The sequence below is a fragment of the Limosilactobacillus viscerum genome (assembly GCF_947387525.1).
GTDB lineage: Bacteria > Bacillota > Bacilli > Lactobacillales > Lactobacillaceae > Limosilactobacillus > Limosilactobacillus viscerum.
Map to the genome: position 1 here is coordinate 1 of NZ_CANDNW010000023.1, position 17,415 is coordinate 17,415.

17 protein-coding genes, 1 riboswitch and 1 other annotated feature are annotated in these 17,415 nt (G+C 44.5%); of the genes, 7 read left to right on the forward strand and 10 right to left on the reverse strand.

The features are described 5' to 3' along the window. Nucleotides 1-128: 128 nt before the first annotated feature. Both QOS07_RS06995 and pepV read right to left on the reverse strand, forming a co-directional pair. Nucleotides 129-626 carry a universal stress protein gene (locus QOS07_RS06995; protein WP_283588253.1) on the reverse strand — a complete coding sequence of 166 codons (498 nt, stop codon included), beginning with the start codon at nt 624-626 and terminating at the stop codon, nt 129-131. 57 nt (nt 627-683) lie between these two features. Then, the gene (gene pepV / locus QOS07_RS07000) at nt 684-2,084 is read right to left on the reverse strand and encodes a dipeptidase PepV (RefSeq protein ID WP_283588254.1); all 1,401 of its coding nucleotides are present in this window, start codon (nt 2,082-2,084) and stop codon (nt 684-686) included. An 83-nt stretch (nt 2,085-2,167) separates the two neighbouring features. Here pepV and QOS07_RS07005 point away from each other — a divergent pair, with 83 nt between their 5' ends. Continuing rightward, nucleotides 2,168-3,028 (forward strand): NAD(P)H-hydrate dehydratase, encoded by an 861-nt coding sequence (locus QOS07_RS07005; RefSeq protein ID WP_283588255.1) that lies wholly within the window; start codon nt 2,168-2,170, stop codon nt 3,026-3,028. Nucleotides 3,029-3,092: 64 nt separating this feature from the next. On the opposite strand, the gene QOS07_RS07010 is transcribed toward QOS07_RS07005, so the two are convergent. The 6 genes from QOS07_RS07010 to QOS07_RS07035 form a co-directional block, all read right to left on the reverse strand. Beyond that, complete coding sequence (locus tag QOS07_RS07010; protein WP_283588256.1) at nt 3,093-4,742, reverse strand: putative polysaccharide biosynthesis protein; 1,650 nt, start codon at nt 4,740-4,742, stop codon at nt 3,093-3,095. A gap of 105 nt (nt 4,743-4,847) precedes the next feature. Then, complete coding sequence (locus QOS07_RS07015; RefSeq protein ID WP_283588257.1) at nt 4,848-5,111, reverse strand: type II toxin-antitoxin system HicB family antitoxin; 264 nt, start codon at nt 5,109-5,111, stop codon at nt 4,848-4,850. Nucleotides 5,112-5,251: 140 nt separating this feature from the next. After that, the gene (gene leuS, locus QOS07_RS07020) at nt 5,252-7,672 is read right to left on the reverse strand and encodes a leucine--tRNA ligase (RefSeq protein ID WP_283588258.1); all 2,421 of its coding nucleotides are present in this window, start codon (nt 7,670-7,672) and stop codon (nt 5,252-5,254) included. 65 nt (nt 7,673-7,737) lie between these two features. Continuing rightward, nucleotides 7,738-7,948 (reverse strand) — a binding site (T-box leader). Nucleotides 7,949-7,996: 48 nt separating this feature from the next. After that, the gene (gene metK / locus QOS07_RS07025) at nt 7,997-9,184 is read right to left on the reverse strand and encodes a methionine adenosyltransferase (RefSeq protein WP_283588259.1); all 1,188 of its coding nucleotides are present in this window, start codon (nt 9,182-9,184) and stop codon (nt 7,997-7,999) included. Then, nucleotides 9,182-9,294, reverse strand: a riboswitch (SMK box riboswitch). Its footprint overlaps the gene before it by 3 nt. Before the next feature lie 33 nt (nt 9,295-9,327). Continuing rightward, on the reverse strand, nt 9,328-9,864 hold the full coding sequence (locus QOS07_RS07030) for a DNA-3-methyladenine glycosylase I (protein ID WP_283588260.1): 537 nt from the start codon (nt 9,862-9,864) through the stop codon (nt 9,328-9,330). Nucleotides 9,865-9,958: 94 nt separating this feature from the next. Then, a complete protein-coding gene (locus tag QOS07_RS07035) occupies nt 9,959-11,392 on the reverse strand; it encodes an MFS transporter (RefSeq protein WP_283588261.1) in 1,434 nt (477 codons plus the stop codon). A gap of 127 nt (nt 11,393-11,519) precedes the next feature. On the opposite strand from QOS07_RS07035, the gene QOS07_RS07040 reads away from it, so the two are divergent. After that, entirely contained in the window at nt 11,520-11,975 is a 456-nt protein-coding gene (locus QOS07_RS07040; RefSeq protein WP_283588262.1) for a Fur family transcriptional regulator, read from the forward strand. 225 nt (nt 11,976-12,200) lie between these two features. On the opposite strand, the gene QOS07_RS07045 is transcribed toward QOS07_RS07040, so the two are convergent. Then, on the reverse strand, nt 12,201-13,544 hold the full coding sequence (locus tag QOS07_RS07045) for an amino acid permease (protein WP_283588263.1): 1,344 nt from the start codon (nt 13,542-13,544) through the stop codon (nt 12,201-12,203). A gap of 87 nt (nt 13,545-13,631) precedes the next feature. Here QOS07_RS07045 and QOS07_RS07050 point away from each other — a divergent pair, with 87 nt between their 5' ends. The 3 genes from QOS07_RS07050 to QOS07_RS07060 all read left to right on the forward strand — a co-directional run bounded on the left by QOS07_RS07050 (nt 13,632) and on the right by QOS07_RS07060 (nt 15,124). Further along, nucleotides 13,632-14,198: a VanZ family protein gene (locus tag QOS07_RS07050; RefSeq protein WP_283588264.1), complete on the forward strand. Its 567-nt coding sequence runs from the start codon at nt 13,632-13,634 to the stop codon at nt 14,196-14,198. Between the two features lie 40 nt (nt 14,199-14,238). Further along, nucleotides 14,239-14,406 (forward strand): hypothetical protein, encoded by a 168-nt coding sequence (locus QOS07_RS07055; RefSeq protein WP_283588265.1) that lies wholly within the window; start codon nt 14,239-14,241, stop codon nt 14,404-14,406. Nucleotides 14,407-14,599: 193 nt separating this feature from the next. Continuing rightward, on the forward strand, nt 14,600-15,124 hold the full coding sequence (locus tag QOS07_RS07060) for an HdeD family acid-resistance protein (protein ID WP_283588266.1): 525 nt from the start codon (nt 14,600-14,602) through the stop codon (nt 15,122-15,124). Between the two features lie 99 nt (nt 15,125-15,223). Here the strand turns inward: QOS07_RS07060 and QOS07_RS07065 are convergent, their stop codons facing one another. Next, entirely contained in the window at nt 15,224-15,655 is a 432-nt protein-coding gene (locus QOS07_RS07065; protein WP_283588267.1) for an Hsp20/alpha crystallin family protein, read from the reverse strand. 294 nt (nt 15,656-15,949) lie between these two features. On the opposite strand from QOS07_RS07065, the gene QOS07_RS07070 reads away from it, so the two are divergent. Together QOS07_RS07070 and QOS07_RS07075 are read left to right on the forward strand one after the other, a co-directional pair. Then, nucleotides 15,950-16,513: a L,D-transpeptidase gene (locus QOS07_RS07070; protein WP_283588268.1), complete on the forward strand. Its 564-nt coding sequence runs from the start codon at nt 15,950-15,952 to the stop codon at nt 16,511-16,513. 11 nt (nt 16,514-16,524) lie between these two features. Beyond that, nucleotides 16,525-17,373, forward strand: coding sequence for an aldo/keto reductase (locus tag QOS07_RS07075; RefSeq protein ID WP_283588269.1), 849 nt, complete (start codon nt 16,525-16,527; stop codon nt 17,371-17,373). Nucleotides 17,374-17,415 lie beyond the last annotated feature (42 nt).

Here is a 17,415-nt window from a genome sequence, read left to right on the forward strand (position 1 = left end):
TTGGTCGTTAAACATATTCTACCCGCTATGGGTTTATTTTTTTAAATCTGTTGCACTTAGATTGTAAATACTCAACAAAAATAAAGGGTGTCAGCCAAAACCCACTAACACCGCGATTTATCTTAAAATTAAATTTCTGGATAACTATTTTTCTTGAGGTCAACCCGCTTATTGTTCTGGTCGGTCTTCACGACGGTAACATCACAAGGCGCTTCTCGAATAGTGTAAGATGCCGTTGAACCAACGATCAGCCGGCCAACCACGTTCAAACCAGTAGCACCGATTACAATTAGGTCGATATCGTTCTTTGCTGGATAGCTCTCGGCCAGTTCTACCTTTGCATTACCAACTTCAACTTCCATCGTTACTTCCTTCACGCCTACTTGTTTTGCCTTTTGTTGGTATTCAGCAAGTTTTTCTTTCATTGTTTCGACTGCTGGCTTATAAACACTCCGGTCAACGAAGCCAAAGCCATTGGGACCACCACTTGGCATCCGTTCACCATTAATAACACTCAGTAAGTATAACTTAGCATCGTTTTGCTTTGCTACTTCCACCGCCTTGTTAAAGGCCATGTCTGACTGCTTTGAGCCATCAATTCCCACTAAAATTCTTTGATAAGCCATGAGAAAACGCCTCCACACTTAATTTAACTTTATTTTATCACAGTTCAATGATCTTGCTTAGTCGGTTACCAGGTTATTAATGGCTTCCATGTAAATCGCCATTGACTTGATAAGGTCATTAACCGGCTGGAATTCGTTTGCTTGGTGCATCGTGTTTGGTGTACTTGGCATTAAGGCACCGAAGGCAACACCACGCTTCATTAGCCGGCCATACGTCCCGCCACCAACAACCTCTGGCTTAGCATCTTGGTCGCCAGTTTGGTGAATGTAAGCATCCATCAGCGTCTTAACGATTGGGTCATCGGGGTCAACATAGTGTGGTTCCTGCGCCGGCCCTTGTTTAACACTAATTTGGAGTGGGTCTGCAACACGCTTAACCACCGTTTCCAGTTCGTCAGGTGTAATCCCCCTTGGAAAACGGAAGTTCATATTAATGTTGCCACCTTCACTTGCATTAAAGTTAAGAATCCCCGCATTCATCGTTAATTCACCCATTACTGGATCGGAAAATTCACCATCAAACTTCTTCATCCGAGTATCCAGGTGCAGGTACTTACCGAGGAAGTGGATAAAAGCTCCGGCGCCACCGGCAAATTCATACTGGTCAAGGAAATTAGCAAGGTAGGTTCCAGCATTGATCCCCTTTTCTGGTTCCATCCCGTGCGCAGCTTTACCAACGACCGTCAGGGTTAAATTGCCATTAGCCTCCGAATAACTACCAGTAACCGGGTTTGCATCAAGGAAGCGAGCAAAGTCATTTTCGACTTGTTCGGCATCCTTTACCGTTACCTCAGCAACTGCTTCACGGGGAACCATGTTAAAACGGAGTCCCGCTTTAAAACTCTTTAGCTGGTATTCGCCATCATTAGTAGCGGGAACGTTAAGGAGCAAGGAAACTTGACCTTTTTCACCATTAATTACTGGAAATTCGGCATCAGGTGAGAAGCCAAGTGTTGGTGCTGGTTCAACTTGGAAGTAACGGTGCATCCCCGTCCAGTTACTTTCTTCGTCTGTTCCCACGATAAAGCGAACCCGTTTGTTAAACTTAACTCCCTGATCCTTTAAGTACTTCAGTGCATAATAAGCTGCCATCCCTGGTCCCTTATCATCGGAAGCACCACGTCCATAGATATTGCCATCCTTAATCACGGGGTCAAATGGGTCGGTATCCCAGCCCTTTCCCGCAGGCATCACGTCAAGGTGGGCAAGGATTGCCAGTGTTTCGTCACCTTCACCGCATTCGGCGTAGCCAACGAGGTTATCGATATTTTTTGTCTTAAAGCCATCCTGGTCAGCCATTTCCAAAAAAGCTTTCAGGGCTTGTGCTGGCCGCGGGCCAAGCGGGTATTCATCGGTTGCCGCAGAATCATCCCTTACACTGGGGATCTTCATTAGTGAAATCAGGTCGTTCAAGTAGTCCTTCTCTTGACTCTGCGCCGCCTTTAACCATTCTGTCATTTCTTATTCCTCCATCTGATCATTTTGCTAAATTAATGATACCATTAAAGTAATGATTTCAAAATCTAAAGGAAGTTTTTAAAATGAAAAAATTAACTGAACAAATTCTCCATGACGTAATTAAGCCCCGGCCAGCGAACAGCTTTAAGGGCACCTATGGTAAAGTTACTCTCGTTGGTGGTAACCGTAATTTCGGCGGTGCAATTATTATGGCTTCAACCGCTGCTGTTTGTGCCGGTGCCGGTTTGGTTACTACCTGCACTGACCCTAGCAATTCTGGCGCGCTTCATGCCCAACTCCCTGAAGCAATGTTCGCTGACTTTAACAACGACCAGCAAGTTGCTGACCTGGTAAAAGCAGCTACGACCGTTGTGGTTGGCCCCGGCTTGGGTGATGACGAAAGTAGTCTTCATATTCTTAAAAACGTCTTCGCAAATGTTTCACCAGACCAAAACCTGGTGATTGACGGCTCTGCAATTACGCTGATGGCCCGTGAAAAACTTAGCCAACCATCTGCTAGCGTTTTTTACACTCCGCATGAAATGGAATGGCAACGGCTATCCGGAATTAAGATTGCTGACCAAGCAGAGGAAAAGAACCGTGTTGTCCGTGACCAATTAAACGCAACGGTGATTTTGAAGAAACACCATACTGAAATTTACACTGCTAATGAAGTTTACCAACTGCCAATCGGTACTCCTGCTCAAGCGGTTGGTGGAATGGGTGATACCCTCGCTGGAATGGTCGGCGGCTTCTTAGCCGAATTCAGCAAGGACCCCGAAAAGGCTGCCCTTGCTGCTGTTTATGCTCACAGCGCAATTGCTGACAAGATTGCTGAAAGCCAGTACATTGTTTTGCCACACCAGATTAGTCGCGCTCTACCAACCTTCATGAAGAAGATGGAACAAGCACCAACCGAACACCATATTGGTTTCTTAAATTAACACGGTAAATATGAAAGGCCCCTGAGCTAGTTTCGTAACTAGCCTAGGGGCCTTTATTTTAGTATTAGGAAATATGAAGCTTGTGTCGTAAACCATTGGACCGTGGGCCGATAATCTCATCAGCCAAGCGGAATTTCAAGGCAAGGAATGCAAACACACCTGCACCGATCGCAATTCCGATCACCGCCATAAAGAAAGCAGTAAACCGACCGTAAGGACTAACTAGGTGGCCAAGCAAAACCATTACTAGTTTAGTGATTGCAAACATAATTAATGAGAAGCACAGGATCTGGTTAGTTGGCTTTGACATTTCATAAAAGTGAAGGCCAAACTCCATATTAAATGAGTGTAAAATCATATAATCAATCACAAACATTGATAAACAGGTAGCAAGCAGTGGTCCTAACCCTTGTGCAAACATAATGCATGGGTACTGGATAAGCAGCTTGATAATAATCCCGATTCCAAGGAATTTCATCATCCGCCGGTTTTCCGAAATCCCTTGCATCATGGCTGCAGCAACCGTATATAAGCCCATTGGGATGGAGACAAATGCCGCAAACTCAAGTACAACTACCCCGGCATGGTCGTAACGGTAAAAGACCGTGTATACCTGCTGAGCAACTGCTGCTAACCCTAATGATGCTGGAATCATCACAAAGTAGAACAGCAAGAGCACGTTTTCAATTTGCTTTCGCATCCCCAGCTGGTCATTTTGTGCCCGGGCCGTTGCTAGTAACGGGATGACTGTCGCTGCCATTGCTGAAGCTAGCGAAATGATAATTGTAAACAACTTATTCGCATTAAATGCAAACAATGCGTACAAGACAGTCTCTTGGTAGTGCGTAAAGTGGCCAACATGATCAAGCATGTGGGGGAAAGTAAACTGGTCAATTAGCTGAAAAATTGCCACCCCTGATTCGATAATAACAAACGGGATTGACTGGTAAACCATCCGGATGATTAGTTCAGAAGTTGAAACCTGAAGATTAGCTTCACCTTGGCTTACTAAGTCGTGCATCTCCCGTCGGTGGCTCATCCAGGCCCAAACAAGGACTGCGATTGCACCAATCGCACCAATAAAGGCGGCAAAGGTCGATTGCGTAACCGCACTTACCCAGCTACCCTTTTGGATCTTCATAATCAGGTAAGTAGCAGCCAGCATGTAAATAACCCGGAAGACCTGTTCAACAAACTGTGAAATAGCTGACGGTGCCATCCAGTTATATCCTTGAAGGAAGCCCCGACTCATTGCCAGAGCGGGAATAATTAGAACCGCCCAGGCAAGTGAACGAATAACGGGAACAACATTATCATCACCATTGGACAGACCGGGTGACGCAAACATCATGACGGTTGCACAAACTACCCCCATCGCCAGGGCAACGTACATACTTGAAAAGTACAGTCGACGACTAACACCGTACTCATTCAACCCATTATAGTGGGCAACCATCTTTGAAATTGCTGAAGGTAAACCAGCCGTAGCAATTATCAGGAAGATATTATAAATATTGTACCCTTGAGCAAACAAGGCATTGGCCTGGTTGCTGTACGCACCAAACCATGTTACCCACGGGATAACATAAACTGCGCCGAGGATTCGCGAAGTGATACTTCCAACCGTCATCCATGCTGAACCACTCAGCATCTTGGATTTAGCGTCTTTATTGGTACCAATTGTTTGCGAATCATTAGTGTGTTCTTCATTCATGATTCATTATTTCCTGCCTTTTTTAAAAATAAACAATCTTATTTATTCTATCGTGAAAAGAAGGACGAAGCAATTTCTTTTCTAGTTCTTAATTTTTACTTAAGGCTAGTACTGGTCAAGGTCTACCGTTACCATCTTAACTGTCACACCAGGATGTGCTGCCTGGACCTCTGCCAGTTTACTTGCTTGTGGCGCCTTTTCAAAGTGCCCTAACTTGTCATTGACCGTAATTGCCAGTCCTAACTTTGCAAAATCCATTGCGTCAGCCATATTTTTTCCCTGGGTAAACGCTTCTGGTAAATCGGGAAAGTCAACCAGGACTTGGCCATCCTTTGGTGTAAACAATGCTGGATATGATACTATTTCCATTATTTTTCCTCTCACTATTAGAACCCTGAGTTGTGGCATACGAAATTCTCTTCTGTAATATTAGAAACTAAAACAAGGGCCCGTGATAAAACTGAGTCATGGGCCCTTGTTTCTTTAATTGCAGTGTAGCCTTCCTACGCTTACTTTGCCACGATGTTTACGATCTTGTTTGGAATAACAATTACCTTCTTGATGTCCTTACCGTCAGTAAACTTCTTAACGTGTTCGTTAGCCAATGCGGCCTTTTCTGCTTCTTCTTTTGAAGTATCCTTAGCCATCTTTACCTTGGCCCGGACCTTACCATTAACCTGTAAGATCATTTCAACTTCATTTTCAACCAATGCTTGTGGGTCGTACTTTGGCCATGGTTGGTAAGTAATCGTATCACTAATTCCAAACTGGCTCCATAATTCTTCGGCCACGTGCGGCATGATTGGTGAAATCATCTTAACAAAGCCTTGCATGTATTCTGCCGGCAAATCATCAGCCTTGTAAGCTTCGTTAACAAAGACCATCAGTTGCGAAATAGCAGTATTAAAGTGCATCCGCTCATAGTCTTCAGTTACCTTCTTAACCGTTTGGTTGTAAACTTTCGTCAGCTTACCATCATTAAAGTTAGAAATCCGGTCACGGAGGTGATTATTATCATCCATCATTAAACGCCATACCCGTTGAATCCACTTGTATGAACCGTGCAGACCTTCTTCATCCCACGGAACGGATTCAGTCAGTGGGCCCATAAACATTTCGTAAAGGCGCAGGGTATCAGCACCATACTTGTCAACGATATCATCAGGGTTAACAACGTTTCCCTTGGACTTGGACATCTTTTCGTGGTTAGAACCAAGAATCATCCCCTGGTTAACCAACTTCATGAATGGTTCCTTCGTTGGTACTAAGCCGAGGTCATAAAGAACCTTGTGCCAGAACCGGGCGTACAGCAAGTGCAGTACGGCGTGTTCGGCACCACCAACATAAAGGTCAACTGGTGACCAGTAATCAAGAGCTTCCTTGGAAGCAAATTCCTTACTGTTGTGTGGGTCAGTGTAACGAAGCCAGTACCATGAAGAACCGGCCCATTGTGGCATCGTGTTTGTTTCACGCAAACCATGCCGGCCCTGGTCATCATAAACGTTGACCCAGTCCTTAACATTAGCTAATGGACTTTCTCCGGTACCAGATGGTTCGATGTTATCAGTATCTGGCAGCTTCAGTGGCAGTTCATCCTCTGGTACCAGGGTAGTCCGACCATCATCCCAGTGAATAACCGGAATTGGTTCACCCCAGTAACGTTGCCGACTGAAGATCCAGTCACGAAGACGGTAGTTAACCTTCTTGTGACCTGCGTCATGTTCTTCCAGCCAGTCGATCATCTTTGCCTTGGCGTCCTTAATGTTTAATCCATCTAGGAAGCCAGAATTAATATGCTTACCATCACCATCAAAAGCACCCTCAGAAAGGTCAGCGCCCTCAATGATTGGCTTGATTGGCAGGTCAAACTTCTTGGCAAAGTCATAGTCACGTTGGTCGCCTGATGGAACCGCCATGACGCAACCAGTACCGTATGAAGCTAAGACATAGTCACTGATCCAGATTGGCAGCTTTTCGCCGTTAACCGGGTTGATAACGTAAGAACCAGTGAAGACACCTGTCTTTTCCTTATTCAAGTCGGTCCGTTCAAGGTCTGAACGACGAGAAGCTTCTTTCTTGTACTTAGCAACTTCATCCTTGTGTTCAGGAGTTGTCAACTGGTCAACCAGTTCTTGTTCTGGTGCCAAAACAACATAGGAAGCGCCAAATAAGGTGTCAGCACGGGTTGTAAAGACTTCAATCTTCGTATCTTCATCACCGGCAACTGGGAAGAAGACGGATGCACCCTCAGAACGGCCAATCCAGTTCCGTTGCATTTCCTTAACGCTTTCTGGCCAGTCAACCAGGTCGAGGTCCTTAATTAAGCGGTCAGCGTAGGCAGTGATCCGTAAGACCCACTGCTTCATTGGCTTCCGGTAAACAGGGTAACCACCACGCTTGGTCTTACCGTCTTCAACTTCTTCGTTAGCCACAACGGTACCGCCCATGAAGTCAGGTGCCCAGTTAACCATGATTTCACTTTCGTATGCAAGGCCCTTCTTGTAAAGCTGTTCAAAAATCCATTGTGTCCACTTGTAGTATTCTGGGTCCGTCGTGTTTACTTCCCGGTCCCAATCATAAGAGAAGCCAAGTGATTGAATTTGGTCGCGGAAGTGGTCAATGTTCTTATTAGTAAAGCTCTTTGGGTTGTGACCAGTCTTCAAAGCATACTGTTCTGCTGGCAAACCAAATGCATCCCAGCCCATTGGGTGCAGCACGTTGTAGCCCTGCATCCGCTTCATCCGGGACATTACATCAGTTGCGGTATAACCTTCGGGGTGACCAACGTGAAGTCCTTGACCTGATGGGTATGGGAACATATCTAGGGCATAGTACTTCTTCTGGTCCTTGTTAATATCAGCCTTAAAGGTCTTGTTCTTCTTCCAGAACTTTTGCCACTTTTTTTCAATCGTTGTGTGATCGTAAGCCATATTATTGCTCCTTTTCTTGTCTTTCTTGATCGTAATAAAAAAGCCCCGCAGAAGTCCTTCAACTTCTACGAGACGAAAACTAATCCGCGGTACCACCCGTTTTCTATGGATTGCCATAGCACTTAGGGCCTTAACGCGGTCAAACGTCACTGCCTACTAATATTCAGCAGCAATCTTTCAAGACGAGTTCATTAGTTGCTACTCCCCGCTTCACAGCACCAGCGGGTCTCTGACGACCTAGTAACTAACTACTACTTCTATCACGATCAAAATGTTAATAGTATTCTAACGTCCTCCCCCGTAATTTGCAAGGAAGATTAATAATTAACCCAAAATCTTCTTGAGTTCGTCAACCTTGTCCAGGTGTTCCCATGGCAAGTCAACATCAGTCCGGCCAAAGTGACCGTAAGCAGCTGTTTGTTCATAAATTGGCCGTTTCAAGTCCAGCATCTTAATGATGCCGGCTGGCCGCAAGTCAAACACCTTCCGAACAGCAGCAATTAATTCTTCTTCACTCTTGGTACCAGTACCAAAGGTGTTGATACTAATTGAAACTGGCTCTGCCACCCCAATTGCATAAGCAACTTGGATTTCCAACTTCTTGGCGTAACCAGCAGCAACCAAGTTCTTAGCAATGTACCGAGCAGCATAGCTAGCGGAACGGTCCACCTTAGTAGCATCCTTACCAGAGAAGGCACCACCACCATGGTGAGCAACACCACCATAAGTATCAACGATAATCTTCCGACCAGTTAAACCAGCATCCCCCTGGGGACCACCGATTACGAACCGGCCAGTTGGGTTGATAAAGTACTTTGTCTTATCGTCAAGCAATTCAGCAGGAATGACAGGCTTAATGACTTGTTCCTTGACGTCCTTCCGGATTTGGTCAAGGGTTGCATCAGGATCATGTTGAGTACTTAAAACAACGGTATCAACCCGCAGTGGATTATCATTCTCATCATATTCAACGGTAACTTCTGCCTTAGCATCTGGCCGCAGGTAAGAAATTGCTCCTTCTTTACGGAGCTTAGCAATCCGTTGCATCAGCTTGTGGCTAAGCATCAAGGTTAATGGCATGTATTCTGGCGTTTCATCAGTAGCGTAACCAAACATTAATCCTTGGTCACCGGCACCAATCTTATCAAGTGGGTCATCGCCACCTTCACGGGTTTCAAGGGAGTCATCAACCCCTTGAGCAATATCACTTGATTGTTCGTCCAAGGCAGTGATTACCGCACAGTTATCCGCATCAAAGCCATACTTTCCATCGGTGTAGCCAATCCGCCGAATAGTATCACGGACTACCTTTTGGATGTTGACATATGCCTTCGTTGATACTTCACCGAAGACTAATACCAAACCGGTGGTAACAGACGTTTCAACGGCAACCCGTGAGTCCGGGTCCTTTGCCAGCAGTGCATCCAAAATTGCGTCACTAATTTGGTCCGCAATCTTATCTGGGTGCCCTTCGGAAACTGATTCTGATGTAAATAGGTGTTTTCCTGTCATTTTATATTCCCCCATATTCTAGTCGAAACTTAAAATCGTTTTGTAGTTGCGGTTACAAGGCATCTTCACAAGAAATGTGAATCCTATCGGGAATTTGCTTTATAACAAGGTCAATACTATCACAAAGTAAGATCAATAATCAATTAGCACCGGGCATTAACCAACCCAACGGCTGTTAGGTAAGAATAAATAATTGTTGGTCCAACAAACTTGAAGCCATCTTTTTTCATCTTTCGGGATATTTCCCGGGAAAGTATCGTTTGGGCGGGAAGTGCCTCACCAGGTTTTAATTCGTATCGCTGCACTTGGTGGTCAACAAAGGACCATACATAGTCATCAAAGCTCTGACCACCTGCTGCTAACTGCTTAACAACCCGCGCGTTATTAATTACCGCTTTAATTTTCAATTGGTTGCGAATTATCCCTTCATCCGCCATTAACCGCTCTACATCCTTTTGACTATATGCAGCAACCTGGTCAATATCAAAATGATCAAATGCTCGTTCAAATGCATTCCGTCGTTTCCAAATTATTTCCCAGGAAAGTCCCGCCTGAAATAGTTCAAGCGACAACATCTCAAATAAGAAGCGGTCATCATGAACGGGAAATCCCCATAGGTGGTCATAGTAATCCTTCATTAACGCTGAGCTTTCTGCCCAGTCCGGCCTAATCGTTGCCATAATCCATCCCCTCCATTAAAAAAATGTCACCATCTGTGACCTATTAAATCACAAATGGTGACACAGTTATTATTTAAATACGGTGCCGTTTAACTTATGCACTTTGCTTCTTGGTATTTTTCAGCATCAATGCTAGTACCAAACCAATCACTTCAATCACGATCATCATCGTGAATACCAGGTGGTAACCATGAAGTGAGGCGAGCAACTGTTTGCTACCGGCATTTAATGCATGTGCAGTTCCAGCAGTTAATACAATTGTTGCCACTGCAACCCCTGCTGAACCTAGGATCTGACGAACAGTAGTAATAACGGCGGTCCCGTGAGAAACCAACTCGTTTGGCAATGAGTTAGCACCGAGGGTAACAGCTGGCATCATCACGAAGGCATTTCCACCTTCAATTACCATCGCGCAAAGGATCATTGCGAGCAAACTCAGGTGGCTCAGCATCAGTAGACCGATTGACCATCCACAGATGATCATCACCATCCCAACTAACATTGTCGGCTTAAAGCCAATCTTATCGGCCAGCTTACCAGTCAGCGGGTTAAGGATGCTTAAGAACACCGCCCCTGGTACCAGTGACATTCCTGAAACAAACGGACTGACATGCAGAACTCCTTGGTAATACAATGGGAAGATGATTGTCGTAACAATCAGTGCGATGTAAGAAATCGACGTTAACAGGACTGCAAGGTCATAATTAAACGTCTTCAGTACCCGTAATTCAAGGAGTGGTTCAGCAATATTTAATTGCCGGTGGCAGAACCAAATAATTGCGAGAACGCTGATTACCAAAATAATACCATTGGTTGTCCAATCAACATTCTTCTTTGCCGCCAGGTTGACCACGTACATAATCCCGATCAAACCGATCAACAGGATCACTGATAACCAATCAAGCGAGATCTCATGCCGGGGCATTACATCACGAATTAAGCCGGTCATTGCCAAAATAATAATTAAGGTAATGATGATCATAAAGAAGACAAAGAGGCTCTTCCAATCAAAGAATTTAAGGATAATTCCGGAAACGATTGGCCCACAAGCCAATGCAGATCCCATCACTAAACCAGCGATCCCCATGGTTGTTCCCCGGTTATCCTTCGGCGTAATTGCCAGCAAAACTGACTGGTAAGATGGGAACAAAACGCCAACAGCAAAGGCTTCCATCGCCCGGCCAATCATCATGAACCAGAAACCATTAATTCCCCATCCGGCTGGTGTCAGGATAATCATTAGCGACCCAATATCAAATAAGGCCAGGGCACCAACAAACATAGTCTTGAAATTAAGATTATTCAGCATCCACGGACTAATTGGCATGCTGACACACATTACTAGCATAAAACCAGTTGTTAGCCACTGAACGGTATCTGCGGAAATGCCAAAGCTTTGCATCAAGGTCGGATAAGCCGTTGAGAGCGACGACTGGCTAATCGACATTGTAAAAGTCCCAACTAACAAGGTAAAAATAAACCAAAAACGGCTATATGAACGGCCATTCTGGTCGATGCTCTTCTCCATTTAACTCTCTCCCTTTTTAGAACAGTTATTATTTAACCATCAATTATTATAATGTTTGAATATACAGTTGTAAATGATATAATATTGTTAGATTAAAACAATTATAAAGAAGAAAGGAGATCTGTTCATGGCAGAGGCTGAACTTGACCGGGCACTAGACCTGTTACACAATCACAAAGTTCGTCTTACCCCGCAGCGGAAGACTATTTTGGAATACCTCATTAACCACCATACACACCCAAGTGTCGAAATGATCTATAACGACCTTAAGGGTAACGTTGATAACATTAGCATGGCGACCGTCTACAATACACTAAAGCTCTTTGTGGATTACAACCTAGTGATTGAGCTTAAGAATGGGGATGGCAGTACGCACTATGACTACTTTGGCCACCCTCACTACCACGTTGTCTGTGATAACTGCGGTAAGATCACCGATGTCTTCGATGAACATTTTTCTGAAATTACTAAGGAAATGGCGGTGATGACCAGGAAGAAGACCCATTACCTAGTAACTGGCAATAACATTGAAGTCCACGGACTATGCCCGGATTGTCAACGAAAACTACATTTGAATCGATAATAAAGAAGGGACTGTGACAAAACTAAATTTTGCCACAGTCCCTGTTTTTAGCTACGAATATTACAGAGATATCGCGTGACCCAACCCAGGGCCTTAGTGTCTAGCTACGGACAATCGCTAGCCCGTTCCGTGCTAACGATCATCCTATACTAGCCATACCAAATAGGCTAACTTCGTGTCGCAGGCCCTAACCAGGGTTGTGTCACAGCTCCTCTTTTTTTAATATTATTCCCGTCTAGTCAGTGATATTACGGTCAAGAAGGCAAACCAAACGAGGGTCAAAATTAAGGCTACCAACGTTTGCTTATCCAGGCAAAGGACGACCAACACGAACATTAAGAATGCTAGTACCAGATAGTCAGTAAATGGTGCACCCGGCATCTTAAATGGCCGTTCATCCGGATGCAGTTTAATAAAGCGTAAGTGCGCACCGATGATGGCTGCCCAAATAAACAAGAAGCTGGTCGTGGCAATACTTGAAACCAGCGTGAAAACAGCGCCGGGCATTACAAAATTGAGAAAGGCCGCGATCCCGATCACAATCGAAGAGATAACAACTGCCAGCGCTGGAACGTGCCGTTTAGACAAGTGCGAAATGCGTTGAATTCCTGGCCGCCGCGCATCCGAGGTCAGTTCGGCTAACATCCGTCCCGTGGTATAAATGGAACTATTGCAGGCCGAAGCGGCAGCAGTAATAACAATAAAGTTAACGATACTTGCCGCACTCCGTAAGCCGGCATCCCGAAAGACCAGTACGAAGGGACTATTCGTTGGTGATAGCCGGTTCCACGGATAAATACACATAATTACCGCAAGGGCGCCAATATAGAAAAGCAAGATCCGTATGGGAATTCCATTAATTGCTTTAGGGATAACCTTTTGCGGATTTTCGGCTTCTGCCGCCGTTACCCCCACCATTTCAATTCCGACAAAAGCAAAGACAACCATTTGAAAGGACATCGCAAAGCCCTTAAAGCCGGTGGCAAAGAAACCATGGTAGGCAATTAAATTGCGTGGTGACGCAACATACCCGCCCTGCGATTTAAACTGAATGATCATCATCAAAATACCGACCGCAATTAAAATCAAAATTGCGACCACCTTAATCATCGCGAACCAAAATTCAATTTCACCAAAAACGTTTACCGTGATCAGGTTCAGGCACAGGAAAATAACCAGGGTAATTAATCCTGGTACCCATTGCGGCACGTTCGGTAACCAGATCTGGATATAGAGCCCAATGGCAGTAATCTCCGCCATTGCTAGTGCCAACCAACAGGCCCAGTATGCCCAGCCAGTAATAAAACTAATGCGGTTGCCGAGGTAGTCACGAATTGCTTCCATAAATGAACGGTATTGCAAGTTGGACATCAGCAACTCACCAAGTGCACGCATGATACCGAAGCAGACAATCCCGGTAATCAGGTAGGCAAGTAGTATTGCCGGCCCAGCAGCCCGAATTGCCTTCCCGGCGCCAAGAAATAGTCCGGTCCCAATCGTCCCCCCGAGGGCCATCAACTGGATGTGACGACTCTTAAGGCTTCGTTTCATCTGCTGTTGCTTATTCATATTTACATAATTCTCCTAAAGTGTTGCATCGCTTACTTGTAACGGTTAACCTAGTTACTAGTTTGCAAAGCAAATTGTGAGTCTCTATTGTATACCATATTTGAAAAATTGCACATTGAAGGAGAAAAGATGCTTCACTGGCTACCGTTTATAATTTACTTCTTAATTAATTGCTACTTATTGTGGCACAGTTGGCAACGATACCGACTGACTGGACAGCGGGTAACCCTTGTCGCGACCTTTATTTATCTTACGGCAATCCTGGTGCTCTGTTTGACACCAACACTCTTCAGCGTTGCCTCAGCACATAAGCAGCTTTTTTATTTTGCTGGGACCCCTTATAATGCCATCCCGTTCCAGGGAATTAGTCCAGAGTTTTTCTTAAACATTATCATGACCTTCCCATGGGGCGTTTTCTTGTACCTTTTTAACCGGCATCGCTCCTGGCAAAAAGTAATCCTTTATTCTTTTGCCCTTAGTCTCTTTATCGAAGCAAACCAGTTTATCTGGGACCTCCTCATCAACCTTGGTCGCCTAGCTGATATCGATGATTTAATCACCAATACTATTGGCGCGATTATTGGTTTTGCTGTTATGTACCTCCTGGATAAGACTATTTTGCACCGATTAATTACTCATCTATGTCTCAAATGACCGCAAAGTCTGTTAAACTAAGTGAAGTGAGGTGACAGAAATGATTTCAAATGAACAACGGGCACATGACATCGCCATTGCAATGCTTCAAGCAAACGGCAAGGACCTGGAACCAATTGAGGCCTACCACCGTTACGTTAACTCCCTGCTGCCAATCTTAAAGGAAATTGATAAGGATTTCCCCCACGGTATCAAGGAACACATTTAATCATGCCTGAGACTGAAAAGTTTCAAACCCTAGCTGGGTAACCGATCTAGTGCAAATGAATCAGCGTTTGTTTATGGTTCAGCCAGCTGGGGTTTATTTTTCTAATAACAGAATTTTGCCTTAGAAATTTGTCTTCCAATGTTATTTAGCTTATGATGAAAAGGTTAATTCTAGGAAAGAGGTATTATTTTTTATGTTCAATACACGACAAAAAAGCTTTGACTGGTTTAGTCTTGTTGTCGGAATTCTATTTGTGATTGCTGGGATTGCTTCCTTCATGCATCCGGATAAGACACTCCACTTTCTGTCTATCCTGGTCGGCATTTCCTTTATTCTCCGGGGAATCTACGAGTTGTGGTTCCGGAAATTTATCGGTGCAACCCTAAATGAACGCTCCGGTTGGTTTATTTTCGCAGCGGTTCTTGATATTGTCTTAGGGGTGATTGTCCTAGTTGCTCCCAACTGGGGAATCCTCTACCTTGCAATCCTGTTTGCTATCTGGTTTATCATTGATGCCATTATGCAAATTAAGGCAGCTAAATTCTTCCGGGCATTCCACCGTGGCTATGCTACCTGGCTAGTTATTCTTGGGGTTCTAAGTATTATCCTGGGGGTAATCTTATTCTTCAGCCCAATGCTTTCTGCCTTAACAATCGTCTGGCTGGTATCAGTTGTCCTCCTCGTATTCGGGATCACTCATATCATCCAAGCATTTTAGAATCCAGAATCCTGGCTTAGCCTTGCGATTACTGTAAAAACAAAGAGTGGGAAGAAACCATCACGTTTCTTCTCACTCTTTTGTTTTTTCCTTCTTTAACTAGTCAATATCGATCCGGGTGTCACTTTCATCGTTAGCCTGGAGTTTTGGCAGGTCAAGGGTTAGAACACCATTTTCATATTGGGCCTTAACAGCGCCACGGTCAACATCAGGCAAACGGTATTGCCGACTCATCTGACCGTACCGACGTTCAGAATGAAGCACATTGCCTTTCTGATCACTCTCGTCAGCAAATGTGTCACGGTGACCAGTTACTAACAAAATGTTGTTTGCGTAGTTGATATGAATATCCTTCTTATCAAACCCTGGCATATCAATCTTAACCGTGTAGCCCTTGTCATTTTCTGCTACATCAGTCTTCATGTGATCTGCCACTGGGGTAAGGTCAGAGAAGAAATCATCATTCATCCAATCACGCATGTTCATCAAGTTATCAAATAAGTTGTTACGACGTTGAATTTCATTAGCCATATATCGAATCATCCTTTCTCATACCTTGCTTACACTTTCTATCTTAATCACCTTGCTTCAAGTTGCAAGACTTTTTTAGCGCTCTCACCGTTAAAGTGCTAATTTTTGTTTGACTAATATTGACCAAAGTTGTAATTGCTACTCGCCCAACGGATTCAGGAGCCGGATATTTATTAGTTTCCACCAAAAATAAATTTAAAATATTTACTACATATGATTTTTTTATCATACGTAGTAAATATTGCAAGCTGTGCTAAAATAGGAATGATTATTTTAAACTAAGAAGGTTACATAATGAGCACATTTAAAAAGTTACTACTATTAGTCACGACGGTTTTACTAATGTTGGTAGTTAACACTAGCCTTGCCAGTGCTGACTCACATATGCGGACGCCAATTAACTACATGAAGTCCTCAGAAACCATCCCCTACCCGGATGTCAAAAAGCTAAGCGACCCGTGGATTAAGGTCAGCATCGCCAAGAACCGGGTATACATCATGGATGGAAAGAAGACCGTCTACACGATGTACTGCAGTGCCGGAAAGTACGAAAACAAGGATGGCAAGCGTGTTAGTGCTACGCCAACCGGGACCTACGCAATTCAAGATGACCGGGGCAATAGCTTCTACAATGCCTCCGTTAAGTGTGGTGCCAACAACTACGTCTCATGGCACGACAACGGATCCTACCTCTTCCACAGTGTACCAACGGATAAGGATGGCCACTACATTCAGTCAGAAGCAAAGAAGCTAGGCAAGAGCACTGCTTCTCACGGCTGCATCCGTCTATCAGTTCCTGATTCGAAGTGGATGATGAATATGCCAACGGGGACCAAGGTTGTTGTTCAAAATAATTAGTGGGTGATTAAATGAAGTCAGTTCAAATCAATGGGGTTCAGTTACCAGCTGTTGGAATTGGTACCTGGAACATCGGTGATGATCCTGCAAAGCTAAATGATGAAGTCAACGCAATTCGAGCAGGAATTGACCGCGGTGCACGGGTAATTGATACCGCTGAAATGTATGGCAACGGTAAAGCCGAGCGGGTAGCACGCGAAGCAATTAACGGTTACCAACGCGATAACCTGTTTATTATCGACAAGGTGCTCCCCACTAACGCCAGTGCCAAACAACTTGAACACAGTTTGGACCGTAGTCTTGATAACGTTGGAACCGATTATTTTGACCTTTACCTCTTGCACTGGCGTGGCCCAGTCCCACTGGCAGAAACCATTAATGAAATGGAAAAGATGGTTGCAAAGGGTAAGATCAAGTCCTGGGGCGTATCGAATTTTGATGTTAGCGACCTTCAAGAAATGTGGTCGCTTCCTAGTGGCGACCATTGCGTTGCTAACCAGGACCTCTATAACCTTGATGAACGCGGGATTGAATATGACCTTTTACCAATGATGGCTGACCACCGCCTGCCACTAATTGCTTATTCCCCGCTTGCACAAGGAGACACTATTTCTGGTAAGTTAACGGATAATCAACTACTCAAGGAGCTTGCCGCTAACCACCAGGCAACAATTTACCAGGTAATGTTGGCGTGGACCATTCGAAATGGTAACGTCTTAACCATCCCCAAGAGCAGTAGCGTCGACCACGCAATTGCTAATTGGGAAGCCGGTGAGATTGAGTTCACTAACGACGAACTAAAGATATTGGCAAAGGAATTTCCTAAGCCAAGCAGCAAACAGCCGTTAGCTACGATTTAAGGTAACTATGCTAGGAACAACGTTGGTATGGGCCAATATTTG